Source organism: Chlorobiota bacterium (genome assembly GCA_016700335.1).
In the GTDB taxonomy this organism is placed as follows: domain Bacteria; phylum Bacteroidota; class Ignavibacteria; order OLB7; family OLB7.
In genome coordinates, this window is record CP065014.1 from 2,040,955 (window position 1) to 2,062,429 (window position 21,475).

At 30.3% G+C, this 21,475-nt stretch carries 10 protein-coding genes; 3 read left to right on the top strand and 7 right to left on the bottom strand.

The genetic code is table 11. The features are described 5' to 3' along the window. Positions 1-56 precede the first annotated feature (56 nt). From IPP08_08445 to IPP08_08475, 7 genes are all read right to left on the bottom strand, one after another. Positions 57-6,881, bottom strand: coding sequence for a T9SS type A sorting domain-containing protein (locus tag IPP08_08445; GenBank protein QQS65802.1), 6,825 nt, complete (start codon positions 6,879-6,881; stop codon positions 57-59). 233 nt (positions 6,882-7,114) lie between these two features. After that, the gene (gene alaS / locus IPP08_08450; protein QQS65803.1) at positions 7,115-9,700 is read right to left on the bottom strand and encodes an alanine--tRNA ligase; all 2,586 of its coding nucleotides are present in this window, start codon (positions 9,698-9,700) and stop codon (positions 7,115-7,117) included. 135 nt (positions 9,701-9,835) lie between these two features. After that, positions 9,836-10,432 carry a hypothetical protein gene (locus IPP08_08455; GenBank protein QQS65804.1) on the bottom strand — a complete coding sequence of 199 codons (597 nt, stop codon included), beginning with the start codon at positions 10,430-10,432 and terminating at the stop codon, positions 9,836-9,838. A gap of 110 nt (positions 10,433-10,542) precedes the next feature. Further along, positions 10,543-13,203: a zinc-dependent metalloprotease gene (locus tag IPP08_08460; GenBank protein QQS65805.1), complete on the bottom strand. Its 2,661-nt coding sequence runs from the start codon at positions 13,201-13,203 to the stop codon at positions 10,543-10,545. Positions 13,204-13,414: 211 nt separating this feature from the next. Then, positions 13,415-14,821: a cell envelope integrity protein CreD gene (creD, locus tag IPP08_08465; GenBank protein ID QQS65806.1), complete on the bottom strand. Its 1,407-nt coding sequence runs from the start codon at positions 14,819-14,821 to the stop codon at positions 13,415-13,417. A 237-nt stretch (positions 14,822-15,058) separates the two neighbouring features. Then, positions 15,059-15,802, bottom strand: a complete 744-nt coding sequence (locus tag IPP08_08470; protein ID QQS65807.1) for a hypothetical protein — start codon at positions 15,800-15,802, stop codon at positions 15,059-15,061. An 83-nt stretch (positions 15,803-15,885) separates the two neighbouring features. Continuing rightward, complete coding sequence (locus IPP08_08475; protein ID QQS65808.1) at positions 15,886-16,842, bottom strand: glycosyltransferase family 2 protein; 957 nt, start codon at positions 16,840-16,842, stop codon at positions 15,886-15,888. Positions 16,843-17,090: 248 nt separating this feature from the next. Between IPP08_08475 and IPP08_08480 the strand changes: the two genes are divergently transcribed. The 3 genes from IPP08_08480 to IPP08_08490 all read left to right on the top strand — a co-directional run bounded on the left by IPP08_08480 (position 17,091) and on the right by IPP08_08490 (position 21,409). After that, positions 17,091-18,254 (top strand): acyl-CoA dehydrogenase family protein, encoded by a 1,164-nt coding sequence (locus tag IPP08_08480; GenBank protein QQS65809.1) that lies wholly within the window; start codon positions 17,091-17,093, stop codon positions 18,252-18,254. Between the two features lie 184 nt (positions 18,255-18,438). After that, on the top strand, positions 18,439-18,690 hold the full coding sequence (locus IPP08_08485) for a hypothetical protein (GenBank protein QQS65810.1): 252 nt from the start codon (positions 18,439-18,441) through the stop codon (positions 18,688-18,690). 85 nt (positions 18,691-18,775) lie between these two features. After that, complete coding sequence (locus IPP08_08490) at positions 18,776-21,409, top strand: leucine--tRNA ligase (protein ID QQS65811.1); 2,634 nt, start codon at positions 18,776-18,778, stop codon at positions 21,407-21,409. Positions 21,410-21,475: the final 66 nt, after the last annotated feature.

Sequence of the window (21,475 nt, forward strand, 5' to 3'; positions counted from 1 at the left end):
AAAAACGGATTTGCTATACTAGCAAATCCGTTAATTATAAAATTTAAAGTTCTAAATTATTTAGAAACGATAATTTTTTCTTCAGTAATAACACCTTTAGTGTTTTCCATTCTAGCAGTATATGAACCTGATTTCAAATCGTTAATAGAAACTTCTTCAGTAGTATTTACAACTCCCTCAAAAGCAATAACTACTTGTTTACCAAGTTCGTTATATATAACAACTTTCAACTTCTCTCCTGCTGGTGCTTTTATTGTTAACTTACCATTTGAAAATACAGGATTTGGAGAACAAGTTAAACTAAATCCTTTTGTAGAAGCATTTGAAATAAGAACATGTTTTTCACCATCATTATGACGAGTACCATCAAGATCACTAGTTACTAATCTATATGAATACTCTACTCCTGATTTTACATTATTATCAACAATTTTATATGCCGCACCTGTTGTAGCATTTCCTTTTGAAGAAACTCTTTCGATTGTAGAATAAGTACCAATTTTTTCTCCGGTTACAGATTTATCTACAATAGCTCTTTGAATTTCCATTCCAGCTACATTAACTTCAGATAAAGTTGACCAAGTAACGGATACTGCCTGACTTCCTGATTGGAAAGCATCAAAGCTAGTAATTTTAATTGGTAGAACTCCTTCTGAGCCAGCAAAGTCAATTGAAGATAACAACACTCTAGGAGCACCAGAATACAACGCTTGTGGAGCATAACGAGCAAAGTGTCTCCAATCAATAGCATAGAATATAGTAACCCACTTAGGATTGTTAGATGCAACACCTGAAGCAGAATCTCCAGGAAGACTAGTTAAATTGAAATAGTTATGAGTTGATCTAGCAGCTCCAGGACCTAATATAGGTCTTACAATATCTGGAGTTGGATTTGGATCTCCAAGAGCTCCAAACATACTAGTAGTTATTAAAGGATTAGCAGCAAACTGCGGTGGATTAGATCCAGGTATTAATACTATTGGTTGTCCTGCTTCATTAATTAATTCAAAGAAACCAGGTGTAACTTGTTTACCAATAAGATTTAAACCAGAATAAACTCCAGGTGTAGTTTTACTGATATATCTTGCGCGTAAATAATTTCTTACGAAATCAGTATCAGATTGCAAACCATTAGTTGCATTTAGTGCTACATCATGAGTTCTAGCAATCTCTTGTCCAGCAATTACTAAAGTTTTTTTAGCAAATGTAGAACCTAAATTCAAACATTCTTTAATTGCTTTTCTTTCACGCCAATCAATACCCATTGGATAATTTTCACCCTGAGCCCAAATAATATTTCTCCACATTTTGAAGTTTAAAGCATTTTCTGGCCATTTATCTCTTTCAAACACATCGTAATCTTCTAATCCAATATTATCTACTCTTTGCCAATTGATAGCTGTTAATGCAGCATACAAAGTATCAGTATTCAATTTATTTGCAATTGAATCTGTAATAGTACCTGTTGGAGTAGGTGTTGGAACAGGAATGTTATAGAAGTTTTTTACACCAACCATTGTACTACGTGTAGATCTTGGAACATAGAATCTAACAAATTTAGTAAATTTATTGTTTGGTAGATTTTGATCTAAACTCCAAATTCCTTCAATAGTAATTCTATAAAGAGGAGATACATTAGGACTATTTCTCCAAGGAAGAGGAGCTAATAATCCAAGTCCAAACTCAGCTATAGTTCTTGGTTTAAATGCTGGGAACGTAACTTCTTTAATAACTGAAGCAGCATCAAATGGTCTTCCTGAAACTGTAAATGAATCTACTCTTAATGGAATATCTGTATATTCTGTAAATCCTACTCTTGGTACTGGATTTAAAGCCTCAATTCTTAACTTAACAGAATCCCAATCTCCAATAATAGGTTGACCACCGATATTACGGAATCTTCCTTTGATATTGATAGATGTATCAGACATTACATATTCAGCAGGTAAGTTAGATCCACCAAAGTTTGGTTCAAAAAATCCTTGAGGATTTAAAATATCTTCAGCCATTAAATCATAGTTATACAATTGACCTACATATTCATCAGCACCAATATCATAATAAGTTGATGTTAATGATAAGCGTGGATCTAAATCCCTATCTTTCTTTATATATGGAATTACAACTCCTCTATTATTAGTTAATCCACCAATAATTTCTTCATTCATATGTAAGTCTACACTATCTGGATAGTTAACAGTCCCATTATAGAATCCATCTACAATAGATCTACACAATCCACCTGAAGGGATGTTGTTTGGAATTCCATCAGGATTTTGAAGAGGTGAGTTTACGACTGTAGCTAACAATTGAACTCCAGAAACTCCCCAAACTGAATTAGAGTCTAAGTTTGTATTAAATTTCCATTCACTCAACATTCTAGATTTTGAAGGTAATAATACATTTGCACCTTGAGTTCCAGGGGTTGGTATGTTAAATCCAGTAGCTGCATCTAACCATTTGTATTCACCTGTAAATCCATTCATATAGCCTTGAAGTGTATTTCCTATGCATTTACCATGCCACATGTAAATCAAGTTATAATCAGAAATAATTGGTTTGTCTGTTGTAGTCATAAATGATAGACCTACTTGTTTTGGTACCATTGATAATGTAAGTGCATCAGAAGGACCAGTAATAGCAACGATATTGTTTCTTACCCATCCTGAAGCCTTCCATAATCCAATACCATATTCACGAGTTAATCTAGCTGTTGGAGAATTATATGTTACTATTTTATCAGCTCCTCCGTTATTATTATAAATAGTATTATTTTCAATTCTATTTAACGAAGTAATAAATTTTGGATTAGCAGCTTCTGATGTTGATTCTAACGAGAATCCAATTCCAAAAGTTCTTCCTAAAGTTTGAGAATTTTGACCTAAATAATCCCAAATAAAATTATTTGTGATTGTATCTCTAGTTTCACCTCTTACAGGGAATCTATATACAATACCACCTGGAGCAATATACACATTTTCTGCAGTTTCAGACCAAATACCGGCACCATTACCTGAAGTTGCATCTATTGATCTAATAGTATTTGCATTAATACTCAACTCGGTACTATAACCTCTTTTTTGGATAGAAGGAGCTCCACCAATTGCATCTCCACTTGAGATTAAAACTCCAGCTGCACTTTCTTGATTATAGAAATTAATATTTGGCAATCTTGGCATAACTGGATTCAAATTCGGTGAAGGATTTACTACTCTAACAATAGTGTTCCTTTCAATTTTTGTTTTTCTATCATATTCAACTGCTACACCTGCTCTTGAAACATCATGTATAAAGTTGTTAGTGATAGTATTTCCAACGTTAGGATACTCCAAATAACTGTTAAAACTAACGTTATAAATGGCACCAATACCTGTTGAAACAACACCATAAGCAAAATTCTCTATTTCATTATTATCTATTACGTTACTATTATTTTGTAATGTATCCCATCTTAATGGATTATTTCCAGCACCAGTAGTAGGTAAAATACTTCTCATATAAACACCTGCTGACAATGTCATACCAGGTTTAGGTGGATTTGTAATAAATACATCAGGTTCAAATGTAAATAAATTAGATCCTTGATTATATTGAGGAGTATGAATCGTTTGTGTTCCCAATTTACCATTAATTAAATCTATTGGTCCGCATTGACTTACTATTTTCAAGGAATTACCAAAATATGGAACACCTGATGTATTAGGTAAGTTTACATTTGGGTTACCACCACAAGTTCCCGGTAACACATTATAAGAAAACCCAGAAGGTAAATTAGGAACAACTACAGCAGGTTCATTATGGCCTGTTCTAGCAACATATAATGGATGTATTTTACAATTCTTAACAGTATAATTAGATGCACCGGTTCCCATATAAAATGGGATACTAGAATAATATCTGTTATCACCCCCAGGAGACATAGATCCAGCTGCACTTGTTAAATTCTCATAGGTAAACTCTAATCGTTTATCAGCACCTCCATCCCATATTATATAACCAGTTGGATTAACAAATCTGTTTGGTTGTGCTAAAGGTACGTATGTTCTTTGAATATCTTGACCGTACCAAATACCAATTCCAGAGAATGAAGCTAATCTAACATGAACATTTACTTTTCCAACTGCTGGTCTGAAAGTAATTGTATTTACTGCTGAAGCACCAGAAATAGTACCTCTAAAATCTAATGCAGGTGCAGTTGCAGTAATACGAACAATACTATCTGGACGCCCAACCCATGCTGGATCAATAAATGTTTGTTTGTAAGTATTAGTTGCTCCTAGGAAAGGAGCATATGGTGGCATATCTAATGTTGAACTAACCCCAGCATTTTGATTACCAGGACTAACTAAGTAATAATCTTCAATAAGATCAAATACAACAGGTGCATTAACTCCACAACGGAATAATTCGTCACGGGCATCTTGAATACTTCTAAATCTTTCTCCTTGACCAATTCTGTAACTTCCTGCTAAAGGATTTCCAACTAAAACAACCCATTGAAGTACATTTTGCCCTGTAGGTGCTTGAGGTGCTGTTACAGTTATATAATATATCCCAGGAGCATTTGGAACCCATTTGTCATAAAACTGAGTTTTAGAACCAGGAGCTCCTGTTGGAGATACTTTAGGAACTACAGTTGTAACTTTTGTTGAAGAATATACTTGAGTACCTGTAGGAGATCCTTGTGTGATTACAGCAGTTGAAGACACATTAATAGCATCGTTTGAACCAAAATTCAACATTGTTGCATATAAATCTTCTACTCTACCAACACAAGCATTAAATTGTGGACCATAAGGTGTTCCAGGATTTAATGATACAGATTTGTCTAAGAATACTTCAAATTCATAACCAATATCATTTACAATTGGTGCTGGATTTTTTAGACAATACTCATTATTATATGGATAACTTCTGTAGAATAATGGTACGGTATCATTACTTCTATTTTGGTCTCCGTTCATCATTACGAATGATTTTACATAATACTTACCAGGTGAACTTGGACGGAATCCAATTAAAGGTTGTCCTGGAGGAGTATTTACTGAAGGAGCTGAAAAAGTAACATCTCTGTATTGCTGTGGTCCCCATGGATATGTACCAGTTAAAGCTATAACTGAATCTTTTCTCCAAACTTCAGTTCCAGAACAACCACTGCTTGCTTTGTAAACAATACAACGAACTGGAACATTTACCTCAGTATTATTACCAATATTAGCATATCTAAACTCTATTGGAATATCAACACCAACATTATAACGTGTATAATATGGTGGAGTATTTTGATTTGGTTGAAGAACTGAATGTGCCATTACATCATCTGGAAAACGTATGTATACTCTAATTTCACAAGTATCATTCTCTACGTTTTGATCAGCATAATTTACACCTCCTGATATATTATATATTTTAAAAGTATAAGTTCCAGGTTGATTAAACCAAGTCAATCCAGTAATTTGAGGAAATGCAATTGTAGAAATTGTATTTGGATTAACTAATGTTGGAACTGATGATACTGATGTTATTGGTAATGAAACACCATGACGATAAACATCTACTCTAAAAGTTGATGTAACCGGATTTAGTCCAATATTCTTAAATCTTTGTTGAACAGTTAAACTAGTGTTCAATGGATAAGAATAAGCTAAAACTCCATTTTGAATTGCAGGTAACGGTAAGTTAGCAGGAACAGGAGATGGAATTAAAGTTGTTGGAGCTGGTATAGCAGGAGGCAACGTAGTAGTATCAGTTACACAAGCTATATCATTAACTGTTGGCATAAATCTATAAGACAAAGTCTTACATGAAATTGCAGGGTATCCATAATGGAAATATCTAGAAGCTTCATTTCCATATGAAGTAATATGACCTGTAACTAAATTAATTGCAAGTGGATAATATGCAAATAATTCAGAAACAAAAGTTGAACCAGTAATAGATCTTACTGGCATACCTGTTATAGATATTGAGTCAACACCTACTGCAGAATTAATTGATGTTACATTTGCAATTACGTTTGATGAAGTTTGGTATCTTGAAGGTTCTGTCATTAAACAGAATCTTTCAAATAAATTAGCTCCTGAACGACCAGGAGGATTTTGTAAAATCTGACCTTGGTTTTTTAATCCAATACTAGCTCCTGTTCTATCTGGTTGGTTACCAGTTGGAACTGGCATATTAATAGAATTAGGACCATAATGGAATAAAATCTTTCCACAAGTTGGACCTTGTGGTTCTGTTACTGTTGGGTTACCTGATTCAAACAAAACTGCTTGAAAATTCCCTACACCACCTGGAGTTCCACTTGTAACAGGACCACCTTGTGAAACCCATTCAATAATGATTCTTCGGTTTGGGAATGAACCCGTATATTGCACCCAAGCACCGTTAGCACCAGCAGGAACAATATTACCCATGAAAGGCATTATTATTTGTGAACCAGTTCCTGTTCCTTTAACAAGGTCAAGAATTAGTGGTGGGGCTGCAGCACCAAATGCAATTGCTCCAGTACCATGAACCCAAATTTGATTGCTTGGGTAGGCTTGTAATGCTGCTGTTGAAGCAGCACCTAAGCCAGAAGCTGGTAAATAGAAAAATGACATTGCCGGAGCTACTGCCGGTAAAGCTGCTGAATTTCCTAAACTAAAAGTAAGGAAAGTTGAATTAGCAGCACCAACTATGCTCTGGAACTTAGGTCCGCTAGCATAATCGTTTCCACAGAACAATCGAGTTGCCTCGTAAGAGTTCCATAATCCAGAGTATGCAGGTGTTGAAGAACCAACACTACCATCTCCATTCATTTGTACTACAGCTTGTGCTGAAGCTGAGATTAAAGTCGCGACAGAAAGCGCGAGCATCGCGAGAAGTCTTCGCAAATTCATTGTGAATTCTCCCAAAGTTTTGTGATTAGTAATTGTATTATTATTGTTTTAGTTATTATTTTAAGAAAATACTATGCAGTTTACAAAGCAATATAACTATTTTTTTTTTAATGATGAGAAAAAATGTAACAAAACTTTACACTTTAATTTCAGATTGTTATACATATTTATCGATTTGTAACTGATTAAACACATAATATCTAATTATGTTACCAATTTTTTTTAATCATTTACTAAAAATAATTTTCTTTAAAATCAATCAAAACTTTCTCTAAATTAATAATGTCTTTACCTCCAGCAGATGCCAAATGAGGTTTACCACCTCCACCTCCATCTAATTTTTTAGCTATTTCACCTACTATTTTTCCAGCTGAAAATCTATCTAATAAATCATCAGTAACCACACAAACTAATACTGATTTGTTATCAATTATACAACCCAATAATCCTATACTATTCTTTAAAAGTCTATCTCTTAATTGTGAACCTAAATCTTTTAAAGATTCCATATCATCAACTTTTATTTTGCCTGATACTAATTTTATTCCACTTCTTAAACTTCCATTATTAATAATATCAGTTAAATCATTACTTGCAAAATTGTTTTTAAGTTCAGTATTCTCTCTGAACAATTTTTTAACTTCTAATGAAAGATTCTCAATCTTATTTAAAAGTTCATTATCATGAGAATGAAATTTTTTATTTAATGTATCAATTAATTTAAATCTATCTAATAATAATTGATCTGAGTATTCTCCAGTTATTGCTTCTAATCTTCTAACACCAGATTGAACACTTGTCTCTAATATTATTTTAACGAATCCTATTTCGGATGATCTCTTTACATGAGTACCACCACAAAATTCTACTGAATAATTTGGATCAATAGTAACAACTCTAACTTTAGAACCATATTTATCCCCGAAAAACATTTTTACATTTGGAATTTTTCGAGCTTGTTCTATTTTTAACTCTTCAGTTAATACATCATGTCCTTCTCTAATTTTTCCATTAACCATTGATTCAATATCTTTCAATTGTATTTCATCTAATTTATTGAAATGATTAAAATCAAATCTAAGATATCTTTCAGATACAAAAGATCCTGCTTGTTGAACATGGCTTCCAAGTACTCTTCTCAAAGCTTCATGAATTAGATGTGTTGCTGAATGATTTTTTTCAATTGACCTTCTTCTACTTGTATCAATTGAACATACAACAGATTCTCCTATATTAATTTCATTTATATCTTCATCAATAAAATGTAAAAATGCGTCTCCGAGTTTTTCAACTTTATTTATTTTGTAAGTTTCACCAGCTATAACAATTTTACCAATATCAGACTCTTGTCCTCCCATCTCAGCATAAAATGGAGTTTGGTCTAAAATTATACTTTCACCAATTATTGAAATTATCTTTGATTCAGATAGATCATTTTCATAACCTATAAATTCAGTTATTTCATCTGTACTTAAATCTGAAGCTAACTGAGAAACAGTTTTTCTAGCAGATCTAGCACGGTTCTTTTGTTCATTCATTAACAAATTAAAACCAAGGTAATCTACAGTTAAATTTTGTTCTCTAGCTAATAGTTCAGTTAAATCTAATGGAAAACCACAAGTATCAAATAGAAAGAAAGCATCTTCTGAAGAAACTTTGATTTTATCCTCAGTTCTATTCTTGAATTCTTTTATTCCATTTTCTAATGTAGTTAAAAAGCTAGACTCTTCTGATTTTATGATTTTTTCAATATATGATTGTTGTTCTTTAATCTCTGGGAATGCACTAGACATTGTTTCAACAAGTACTGAAACTAATTTATAAATTACTGGCTCTTTAATATTTAAATCCAAATAAGCATATTTAACTGCTCTCCTTAAAACTCTTCTCAAAACATACCCTCTACCAGTATTTCCTGGAGTTGCACCATCAGCAATTGAAAAAGATAGAGTTCTAACATGATCAGCTATTACTCTCATTGCAATATCTGTTTTACACTCTAAATTATAGGTATAATCTATTTTTGAAATTGAACTTATACTTAATATTAATGGTAAAAAGATATCTGTATCATAGTTACTCATTTTATTTTGTAATACAGCACAAATCCTTTCAAATCCCATACCTGTATCTACATGCTTTAATGGTAGTTCATTCAAACTTTTGTCGATATTACGATTGAATTGAATAAAAACATTATTCCAAATTTCAATTACTTCTGGTACACCAACATTTACAAGACTGCCACCACTCAAATCTGGAGTTCTATCATAATGAATTTCACTGCAAGGTCCACAAGGTCCTGTATCTCCCATCTCCCAAAAATTATCTTTTGACCCAAACCAATGAATTTGGCTTTCTTTTAATCCTAAACTTTTCCAAATTTCATAAGACTCATCATCTTGTGTGGAATTATCATCAGCTTTATAAACAGTTACATGTAATCTTTCTTTTGGAATTTTCCACACATCAGTTAACAGCTCCCAAGCCCAAGATAATGCTTCTTTTTTATAATAATCTCCAAATGACCAATTACCCAACATTTCAAAAAAAGTATGATGATATGTATCCACTCCAACTTCTTCCAAATCGTTATGCTTCCCTGAAACTCTAATACATTTTTGTGAATCAACTGCTCTTGTGTAATCCCTCTTACCTAAACCAAGAAATACATCTTTGAATTGATTCATTCCAGCATTTGTAAATAATAATGTAGGATCTCCATGTGGAACTACTGGTGCTGAAGGTACTTCAATATGTGCCTTTGATTTGAAAAAATTTATAAACGAATCTCTAATTTCTTTTGATGATAGTGTCAATTATGTTTACCTTAAAAATTTAAATACAAGAATCATAGTTAAAAAAAATACCTTAAATCTGAAACAATGTTCAAAAATAAGGATACATAATAAATTAATAATATTTAGAATTTAATAAAAAAATTGAAGTAAAAATTACTTACTCCTTACAGTAAATAATAGGAATATAATTAAGGTCGAACTTATTAAAATTAATGCTGGTTCTAGAATTTTATTAAAAAAATTATTATTAGTTGAAATATTTTTATGAATTCCTCTTGTTAAGTTAAAATTACTACTTTCTAAACTTGATATTGAATTAATAAAAACAGTATCAGTAAGTTCAACTACATATCTTCGTGATACATTTTTATCTAAATTTTTTATTATTGAGCTTACACTCATATTTCCTTTTCTTAAAACATAATCAGAATTAATATATGAATATTCGATATTTACATTTTCAATAAATATTTGAATACCTTCATTTAATGAATCACAATTCTTCAAAATTAAATTTTTCTTCTCTGCATTCATCAAAAACTCTTCCTCTAAAATCCATTTACTCTCAGTTGAATTAATTTGATAGCAACAATTCTTACAACCAATATTGCATATCAATGAATCTGAAATTTCAGATGATAATTTGTGTAGTAACTTTAAATTATTAATGCTTGATTGTGGATATGCATAATTAAATATTATAAATAATAATATTGATCCAAAAGGTAATATTTTTTTGAATGTATTCAATTTACAAATGTAATTATTTATAATTTAAAGAATCAATATTTACTTTAAAAATAAGAATGACCTTGTTTGATTAAACAAGGTCATTGTCAATTTTTCAATCAAAAATAAATTTATTTTACTATAATTAAATTTCCTTTAAATAAACTTTTAGTAGCCTTTACGATTACATTGTATTTTCCACCAGGTAAATCAGTAAAATCAATAACTTCATTAACGTCAAGAGAATTGCAAACACCATTCTTCTTGAAAACAGTTTTTCCATTAACATCTGATACCATAACAATAAAGTTTTTTCCAATTTCACTTTCAAGTACTTTGAAATTAACTGTGGATTTACCTACAACTGGATTTGGTAACATTTTTAATTTCCCAGTTGCAATCCCTTCATCATTTACTCCACCAACATTTCCAACTGCTGCTATTAAAAATATTGTATCTCTTCTAGCTATAATTCCACTGTCTGGATTTGAATAAATTGATAACTCAATAAATGCTGTTTTAAGACCATCTTTCTTTGCAAATAATGTTACTTGAAGCCCTTCAGTTTTACCAGGAGCTAAAGATAATAATGCTTCAATTGATGTTGAAAAATCTTCTTTGTTCACACCATCTAAATCTCCACTAATATATCCAGTATCAGTTCCAACATTTACCATAAATGATACAAAGTTTGTATCGTATAATACTTGTTTTTTTCTTTTACCAAAGTCAATAGATAATTTATCTACATTTAACTGAAAAATTGATCCTTTTATTGCTTCTCCAGAAATTTTGACACTATCAACGCCTGCAGATGAATTTGATTCAACTTTTAACCAACAAGTTTTTAAGCCTGGACTATTTGGCTTAAATCTAATTGCAAAAGTTTTTGCATCTGATTGTGTTTTCAAATCAAATGGTGCTTCTCCTTGAAGTATCTCAAATTCATTAGTATTGCTTCCTACTAATTCTGTTTTAGTAACTATTAATGCAAGTGTTCCTAAGTTCTTATACATTCTAGGAATTGATGTATCAGCACTAAATCCCATTTTTAACTTTTTAAATATAATTTCCTTTTTACTTCCAGCAACCAATCCAAGCCTTGGTTGAATTGTAAAATCATATTTTTTATAAAAGTATGCTTCAATCAATACCTTTACTGGAGATAAATTAAGTGCATCATGATCAAATTCAAGTTCTGCTTTTACTACTTCTATTGAGTCAGGTGTATATGAAATAACCAAATCTCTACTTTCTCCTGCTTGTAAAGTAAATGGTATTTTAATTCCAATTTTCCAACCTGTTGTATCACCTATAAATCTCATTTTAGTGACAGTTACAGGTAATTTACCACCATTTGAGAAATAACCAACCAAAGTTGTATCTTTTGTTTTTACACCTCCAGCTTTAGGGAAAACCATTTGAATAATATTGTCACCAGAATTTAATTTTTTCGACAATCTAAAACAAGGAACTCCTGGTTTAATAATTTGATCTTCTAAAAATTTAATACATTTTGGATGAAATACTAAATCTGTTAAACTACAATAACTCATTATAGTACCTCTTGATTGTACTACCTGAGAGAAACAATTGCCTTCCTCAGCTGCAGCACATCTATCAATTTCTGGATTCCATGAGCAACTGTGAGTGTGCAAACAACCAAAATTATGTCCAGTTTCATGAGCAACTATAAATGCATCTTCATGAACATCATATCTTTGAATTTTACTTAATGCAGCACCATTACTTCTTGAGCACAATGTCTTTACCCAAGCTATACCACCAACAGAGCCCATATTCTTACCTGTAAAAACATGAACTAATCCCCTATCATCATTTTGACCTGCCCAATAATTAGAAAGTTCTGTTAAGTATGCTGAGGCAACTGATTGAGTATAAGGATCTGAATTAGATGTCCAAACATTAAGTTTACTTACATTTAATTGTACTTTAATATCTCGCTCATAAGCTTCACTAACTAATCCCATTACTGCTAAAGCATGATCTGTTGCAATTTGTAAATCTGAATTACAAGAATTTGCAAAATATTCATAATCGCAATCTATCAACATATCTAAAGTATAATCCGAAATTGTATTTTTACCCTGCATCCTCTTTTCGTATTGCTTTTCATCATCTTTTGTTAAAGCATTTTTAGGATCTCTCCAATACTTCTCAAATTCATTTACATATCCCTTTGGTGCAAGATAATTCAAACTCTTATCATCTACTCCAGATTTAAATTCTTGATGATTCATATCTTTTGAGGGAAATGAAACAACTTTTAGGAATGATAAAGGGACTTTCGAATCTGAAACATTTTTCATTATAAATTGCTCACCATTTAAAGTAAAACTTCCTTCAACAATTTTATCACTAACTGCTAAATAAGCTTTGCTGTAAATATCACCAATAATTTTTCCTCTAAATATTTTAATTGTTGGAGTAACTTTAATTATTCCATTAATTCCCGTTGCAGTTATTACAGATTTATCATTATATGGTTTGAATTCCACAAAATCTATATCTACAGTTTTATTTGCAGAAATAGGAATTGACTTTAGTTGAAATTTTGTTGTTGAAATTTTGTTCAATTGCGAAACATTTAATTCTGATAAAACAGAGTTCTCATTTGTTATCATATTGTTCAACAAAACATTTGATTCTGGAGAATGTTGGAGAACTTTAAACATTCCATCAATTACTTGTGAAGTGGCTATTCCATTTATAAAAAATGAGAATACTATAACAAAAAAAACTAAAAACTTTTTGTAAATTTTATTATCCATAATGGAAATTGTTTGAAAAAAAGTGAAGTGGTATTTCTTTATTTAAAAATCAATATTACTTTTATTTTGCAATTTTTTAATTGCAAAAAATAAAATGACACCAATAATAAAAAATATAATTCTTGAAAATAAAAAAAAGATTGTCATTATTAGATGACAATCTTTAAAAAATGAAAAATAATTTTTTTCTATTAATTTTAAAATTATAATTCTATTGAGATTTATCTGTTGAATTTTGTATTTCTGCATCTGTCAAACTACTATTTCCCAAAGAATACCAATCCAATTTTCTTGTTACTAACATAACAGTTGCAATTATTACAAACAAACCAAAACTTCCTAATAATAATGAATAGTCTTCTAATGATAACAATACATATAAATAACCAAATTGTAATGTTAAAAGTGAAAACAATAAAAGTGATATTTTTTTGTTTTTAAAGGCATATGAAGTGTAAAATGTTATTAACCCAACAATAGCTATAAAAGCTGATAAATAAGCCATTCCAAAAGATAAATATTCTGAAATAGATAGTAACATTAAATAAAATAAAGATAATGCAAAACCTACTAATAAATATTGAATTGGATGTAATCTTAATCTATTTACAACTTCAATCAAGAAAAATGCAATGAAAGTTAATCCAACAAATAAATAAGAATACTTAATTGCCCTATTAGTTTGAGCATAACCATCAATTGGAATTAACAAACTTACACCAAAACTTTTTGCCATAATATTATGGTTATTGTTTCTTACAATTTGTGGAAAAGATCTATTAAATTCTAAAACATTCCATTTGGCTGTAAAATTATTATCAGTTACATTTTTCTCTATTGGTAAGTAATCTCCTATAAAACTTGGATTCCCCCATTTTGAACTCATTTCTACTGTTGTGGTTTTTCCAATTGGTACAAATTTTAATTCTTTACTTCCACTTAACTCAAGATTTACATCAAAATTATAAGTTGATGTACTATCATTTTTTACCAACTTTAAATCTGATAATTGTATATGCACTCCATTATCATTATTTGACATACTAGGATTACTATCATATTTTGGATCTGAATTATAATAACTTGAAAATACATTGTTAGCTTTTAATGATGGTTTTAATGGGTACGATTTACCATTTAAATTAATTGATAATGCATTCTTTATTCCCCTCATATCACTAATTCCTATTTGCAAGTATGACTTATCAAAACTAATTTTATCTTGAATATTATCAACTTGTTTTAAGTCTAATTTATCGAAACTACCCTTTAAATTAATTTTGGTTTTATATACTGCAATTTTAAACAATCCTCTATATCTTATCTCAGGTTCTATTTCAGATTTGATCTCTAATTTGCTCGGTAAAAAATGAGTAAAACTATTTACTGCACTATCGTTAATAGAAATAATCGGACCAGTAATAGTTTGAGCTTGACCCAATTTTTGACCTATTTCTGCTTCTGCTTGTATTCTTGAATCTTGCCTTTCTTGTACAACATACATTATCATAGTGCTTGGTATCATTAGGAACAATGCTAACATTACAGTTACTATTAACTTTAACATAATGCTCCCCCTTGCTTTAGATGGTGCACTCTTTACTGAGTTTACTTCCATTGGAAATTAAATTTTGGTTTTAAAAAATTTGAAAAATTATTTACGAATTGAATTTCGAGACTGTATCCAAAATAAAAAGTAACTATTTTATTAAAAATAATTAATTATTTATTGAGTACACTCTTATATTAAAAAACGTTATAAAGAATAAATAAATAATTTTAGAACTTATTTTTTAACAAAAAAAAACAGACAATTAATTATCTGTCTTTTAATAATTGAAATTTGTTGAATTAATTATAGCTTATATATTATGCTCAAACCAAGACCCCAATAAGGTATTGTTTGTTCAGGTTGGTGCACAGCTCTATCTATAGAAAACAGAGTATGCTCACCAGCTTCTTTATTTTTTCCTAATAAGTTTATCATTCCATAACCTCCACTAAAATCAATCATTAAAGGCTCAAAAAATGGTACTTGAATCCCTCCTTTAAAATATGTACCAATTCTAACCCATGTATCTTTGTGTGTATCATTAGATGAAGTTTTGTAATCAGTATTTGTAGTTTCATCATAAAATCTTGCAGATAAAGTTGATGGTGGTATGTAGAAAACTTTACCTTCAGCTGATGCATAAAAATCAGCAATATTTTTCAATCTCAACCAAGTAATACCAATTCCCATATTACCTGCAAACATAACTGCATTATGATTTACCTGAAATCTTCCTTTTGAATCTGGTGGCAAAGGTGTACCTTGATATCTTATAGTTTCAACTCCGTGAAGAAAAAATCCTTCAATTGAAAATGGGAATCTTAAAATTGAAGATTTACTTAATAATAACTCAGCTTGAATTCTAAAGGCATTGTGTGGTCCTGATAAATTCCCTCCTAATGTATTTATTTTTTTTACTAAAACATCACCTGTATCAACTGCAAATGTTAAAGTCTGCAAACCAATGGATGGTAGAATTATTGGTTGACTAAAAGCAATTATAACTGTGGTGAATGAGAAAATAAGTACTAATATATTTTTTTTCAAAATTATAATATTATTAAATGAAATTAAAAATTACCAATTAACAAGACACATTTCAAGAACAGAAAGTTGCATTTAATTTCAAATCAATCTAACACTTCTTTAACTGAATAAATTTTATTATCCAAATTATTTTTTGTTATCATTTCGCCAATTAGCCCTAATGATATCGATTGAAATCCTACTATAATCATCAATACTCCAACCAAAAGTAAAGGACGATTTGTCAAGGAAGTTTTACCCAAGAACCATTCAATACTTAACCATAAATCTATTACAAATCCAATTGCAATGAACATTATTCCAACTGCTCCAAACAAATGTAAAGGTCTTCTCATATACCTTTGAGTAAGTACCAATGTTAGTAAATCTAAGAACCCTTTAAAAAATCTGCTAGCTCCAAATTTAGAAACACCATGTAATCTTGCATGATGAATAACAATTTGTTCAGTTACCTTAAACCCTTTCCAATGAGCTTGAGCTGGTAAATATCTGTGCATTTCTCCGTAAACATTTAAATGCTCTAAAACTTCATGTCTATAACCTTTTAAACCGCAATTGAAATCATGAATTTTTAATCCCGTAACTTTTTGGACAACTTTGTTAAACAATGCTGATGGAAGTGTTTTGTGCCAAGGATCATGCCTAGTTTTTTTCCATCCAGAAACCAAATCATATTCTCCCTTTAATAACTCAAGCATTGCTGGTAACTCATTAGGGTCATCTTGCAAATCTGCATCCATAGTAAATACATACTTACCTTTTGCCTTTTCAAATCCTAATGCTAAGCCAGCGGACTTTCCAAAATTAGTTCTAAACCTTATTACTTTTACATGAGAATCATTAGAATGGATTTCTTCTAGAATATTAAATGAATCATCATTTGATCCATCATCAACAAATATAATTTCGTAACTCTCACCCGCCATTTCCTTTAGTTGAGTAATTAACTTATTATACAATTCCTTAATTGAACCATCTTCATTGAACAGCGGTATTACAACACTTATTTGAAGTTGATTATTATCTATTATGTTATTCATAAATCTGAATTATTAAAGTGCAAAGTTAGAAAATTTAAAATAATTATTAAAAGTTTTTACTTTTTACTATATGTATCAAACATTTTTTAAAATGTATAATGTTAAATTTACTATCATATACATTTTATCATTCAATATCTAACTAATTACATTGTAGATGATTTCAAAAACTTACTTAAAATGTAAACCTTATATTTGTATTTTATATTCATATAGTTTAATTTTTGAATTTCTTTTTATTTTTTTTAATGATTACTATTCCAGATTATTATAATATAGATTCTTTATTGAGTGAAGAAGAACGTCTAATTAGAGATACTGTTAGGTCGTTTGTTGACTCTGAAATAATTCCAATTATTGAAGATCATTATCAAGCAGGAACAGCTCCTGAGGGTATGATTAAAAGATTAGGTGAAATGGGAATGTTGGGTCCTACTATTCCCGAAGAATATGGGGGTGCAGGTTTAAATTCAGTCTGTTATGGATTAATTGCTCAAGAGCTTGAGCGTGGAGATAGTGCAATTCGTTCAACTGCATCTGTGCAAAGTTCATTAGTTATGTTCCCTATTTATAAATTTGGATCTGAAGACTTAAAACGCAAATGGCTCCCACTTTTAGCAAGTGGTGATGCAGTTGGTTGCTTTGGATTAACCGAACCTGATTTTGGCTCAAACCCGAATGGTATGCTAACTAATGCTGTTGAAACTGATAAAGGTTATTTATTGAATGGTGCAAAAATGTGGATAACAAATGGCTCATTAGCTCATGTTGCTGTTGTTTGGGCAAAACTAAATGGGGAAATTAGAGGCTTCATTGTTGAAAAAGGTACTCCTGGATTCACCGCTCCTATTATGAAAAATAAACATTCTTTAAGAGCTTCTGTAACTAGTGAACTCATATTCCAAGATTGTGAAATTCCTAAAGAAAATATGTTCCAAGATATAAAAGGCTTAAAAGGTCCGTTGCAATGTTTATCTCAAGCTAGATTTGGAATATCTTGGGGTGCTATTGGTGCTGCTTTGGCTGTGTTTGAGTCCTCGGTTAAATATGCTACAACTAGAATTCAATTTGACAGACCTATTGGTGGTTTTCAATTAATTCAAGATAAATTAGTTTGGATGTTAAACGAAATTACTAAAGCACAATTGCTTTCTTATCAACTTGGAAGAATGAAAGATAATAATACTTGGAGACCTCAACAAGTCTCGTTAGCTAAAAGAAATAATGTTTGGATGGCTTTAGAATGTGCACGACTGGCAAGAGATATTCATGGTGCAAACGGTATTTTAAGTGAGTACCCTATTATGAGACACGCAAATAATTTAGAATCAGTTAAAACTTACGAAGGGACTCACGATATTCATACTTTAATTATTGGACAAGATATTACAGGGCTTGATGCTTTCAAATAATAAATAAATATTTTTTAATATTTTATTTTTTAAAGAGGTAGCTCAATTTTATTGGTTACCTCTTTTAGTTTTAATATTATCCGTCTTTTGAAATTCTTTCATTTTATATTTTATTAAGTGAAGAATATTCTTACAGCAATATCTAAATTCAATTCAATTATAATACAATTATAATTTATTTATAATGGTTAATAACTTTGAGTTATCTCAACTTAAAAGAAAAGCAGATGGTCTTTTAGAATCATGTCTGCTCAATCAAAAATATGACTGTGTGATTGGTTTTTTAGAATTTCATTCTAAAAAAAATTCCATGAATACAATTGAACTTTGTAATCATTTAATTGAATCTGTTAATGTTAAATATTATAGTGCTGATAATAAAGAATTAATGGATTCTCTTTTGATAGAAATCATGAACATTTTAACAAACTTATAACAATTTAAATTGATATTTTTTCAATTTAAATTTATCTTATTCATTTCAAATATTATTTTTTAAAACAATAAATTTCTAAATTTTTATGGCTTACAATTTTACAGAAATCGAAAAAAAACAGCAGGAATTTTGGTCAAAAAATGAAACTTTTAAAACAGATGTTTTTGATACTTCAAAACCTAAGTATTATGTTCTTGATATGTTCCCATATCCAAGTGGAGAGGGTCTTCATGTGGGTCATCCAGAAGGATTTACTGCCACTGATATAGTTGCTAGATTCAAAAGACATTGTGGTTACAATGTACTTCATCCTATGGGGTGGGATGCTTTTGGTTTGCCAACTGAAAATTATTCTATGAAAACAAACATTCACCCAAGCGTTGTTACAAAAAACAATACTGAAAATTTCAAACGCCAACTTAAATCTATTGGTTTTAGTTATGATTGGTCAAAGGAAATTAATACAACTACTCCTGAATATTATAAATGGACTCAATGGATATTTTTAAAATTATATAATTGTTGGTTTGATATAAACGAAAACAAGGGTAAAGATATTAAAATTTTAACTGATCAGTTTGAATTAAATGGTTCTAACTTTATTTCCAAACCAGCTAATTTTTCAAAAGCTAATTGGGATTTTACAGCAGAACAATGGATGAACTTTAGTGAATTAGATCAACAAAATGTTTTATCAAATTTTAGGTTAGTTTATGAAGCAATGATTCCCGTTAATTGGTGTGAAGGGCTTGGAACAGTGCTTGCTAATGAAGAAGTTGATGAATGGACTGGAAAAGGCTTTACAGTTGAAAGAAGACCAATGAGGCAGTGGATGATGAGAATAACTTCATACTCTGAAAGATTATTAACTGGTTTGGTTGGTTTAGATTGGCCCTCTTCAACTAAGGATATGCAAACTAATTGGATAGGCAAATCTATTGGTGCAGAAGTTGTTTTTAAAACTGAAAATGGCATTGAAATTAAAGTTTTTACAACCAGACCCGATACACTATTTGGAGTTACATTTATAACAGTTGCTCCAGAACTTAGCATTGTTAATGCTATTACAACTAACGAATTTAAAAATCAAGTCGATGAATACATTAAGGCTTCTTCCTTTAAAAGTGAAAGAGACAGGCAATCAAGTATTGATAAAACTGGGGTTTTTACTGGAAGCTATGCTATTCACCCATCAACAGGAAAAAAGATTCCTATATGGACTGGTGATTATGTGATTGGAAATTACGGAACTGGTGCGGTAATGGGCGTTCCATCGCATGATGAACGTGATTTTATTTTTGCAAAAAAATTCAACCTTCCAATTATTCCAGTAATAATTCCTGATTCAAATATTGAAAATTATAATGAAATAATTAATGGGAATCAATGTTATACTGGTCCTGGAATTATTATTAATTCTAGTGAGTTTGATGGTTTGGAAAGCAGTTTTGCTAAAGAAAAAATGATTGAAGCTATTGGTGAAAGTGGTAAAAAAACTATTCAGTATAAATTACGCGATTGGTTGTTTTCACGCCAAAGATATTGGGGAGAACCTATCCCTTTAGTTCATTTTGAAAATGGGATTGTGAAGTCTTTAAACGAAAATGAACTACCCTTATTACTACCTGATATACAAGATTTTAAGCCATCAGGAACTGGAGAGTCTCCATTAGCTTTAGCATTTGATTGGCTAAAAGTAACAGATGATAAATATGGTATTGGAAGAAGAGAAACGAATACAATGCCCCAATGGGCTGGTAGCTGTTGGTATTATTTAAGGTACATTGATCCAGAAAATGAAAATACATTTGTCAATTCTGATTTAGAAAAAAATTGGTTACCAATTGATTTGTATATAGGTGGTGGAGAGCACGCTGTTTTGCATTTACTATATGCAAGATTTTGGCATAATGTACTTTTTGATTTAGGTTTTGTTTCTAATTCAGAACCAATTAAAAAGTTAATTCATCAAGGTTTGATTTTAGGCGAAGACTCCCAAAAAATGTCTAAATCTAGAGGTAATGTTGTGAATCCAGATGATATTATTTCTAAATATGGTGCTGATGCTTTAAGATTGTATGAAATGTTTTTGGGTCCACTTGAGATGTCAAAACCTTGGTCAACACTAGGAATTGAGGGAGTCAGCAGATTTTTAAAAAGATCTTGGAGAATGATAATGGGGGATATAGATTCTAATATTATTTCCATTATAAAAGATAGAGAATTGACTAATAGTGAGAGTATTTTACTAAATAAAACAATTGCAAAAGTTACTGACGATATTGAAAATTTGAGATTTAATACAGCAATCTCTGCTTTAATGATTTATGTAAATGAGTTTATAAATATAGATATTAAGCCCCTTGAAGCAATGGAAAAATTTTGCATTCTTCTTTCTCCTTTTGCTCCTCATATTTCAGAAGAAATGTACCAAAGAGTTTGTTCGATTAAAAGTAAGTCAATTGACTTAGAAATAAAATCAATAGCTTTTATTGAATGGCCTCAGTTTGATAGTTCAAAAATTACTCAAAATGAAGTTGAAATATTATTGCAAATAAATAGTAAAATTAAAGGTAAAATGTTAGTTCAATCTGGTTTAGATATTGAAGAATTAGAGAAGTTAGCATTTGAAAATGAAGTGTTTAAAAAAAATATTGAAGGGAAATCTATTAAAAAAATTATTACTGTAAAAGATAAAATAGTAAATATTATTTGTTAATAATTCTCATTTAAGATATTACCTTTTTCAAATTCTTAGAAATTTTATATGTAAATTTTTGTCGAG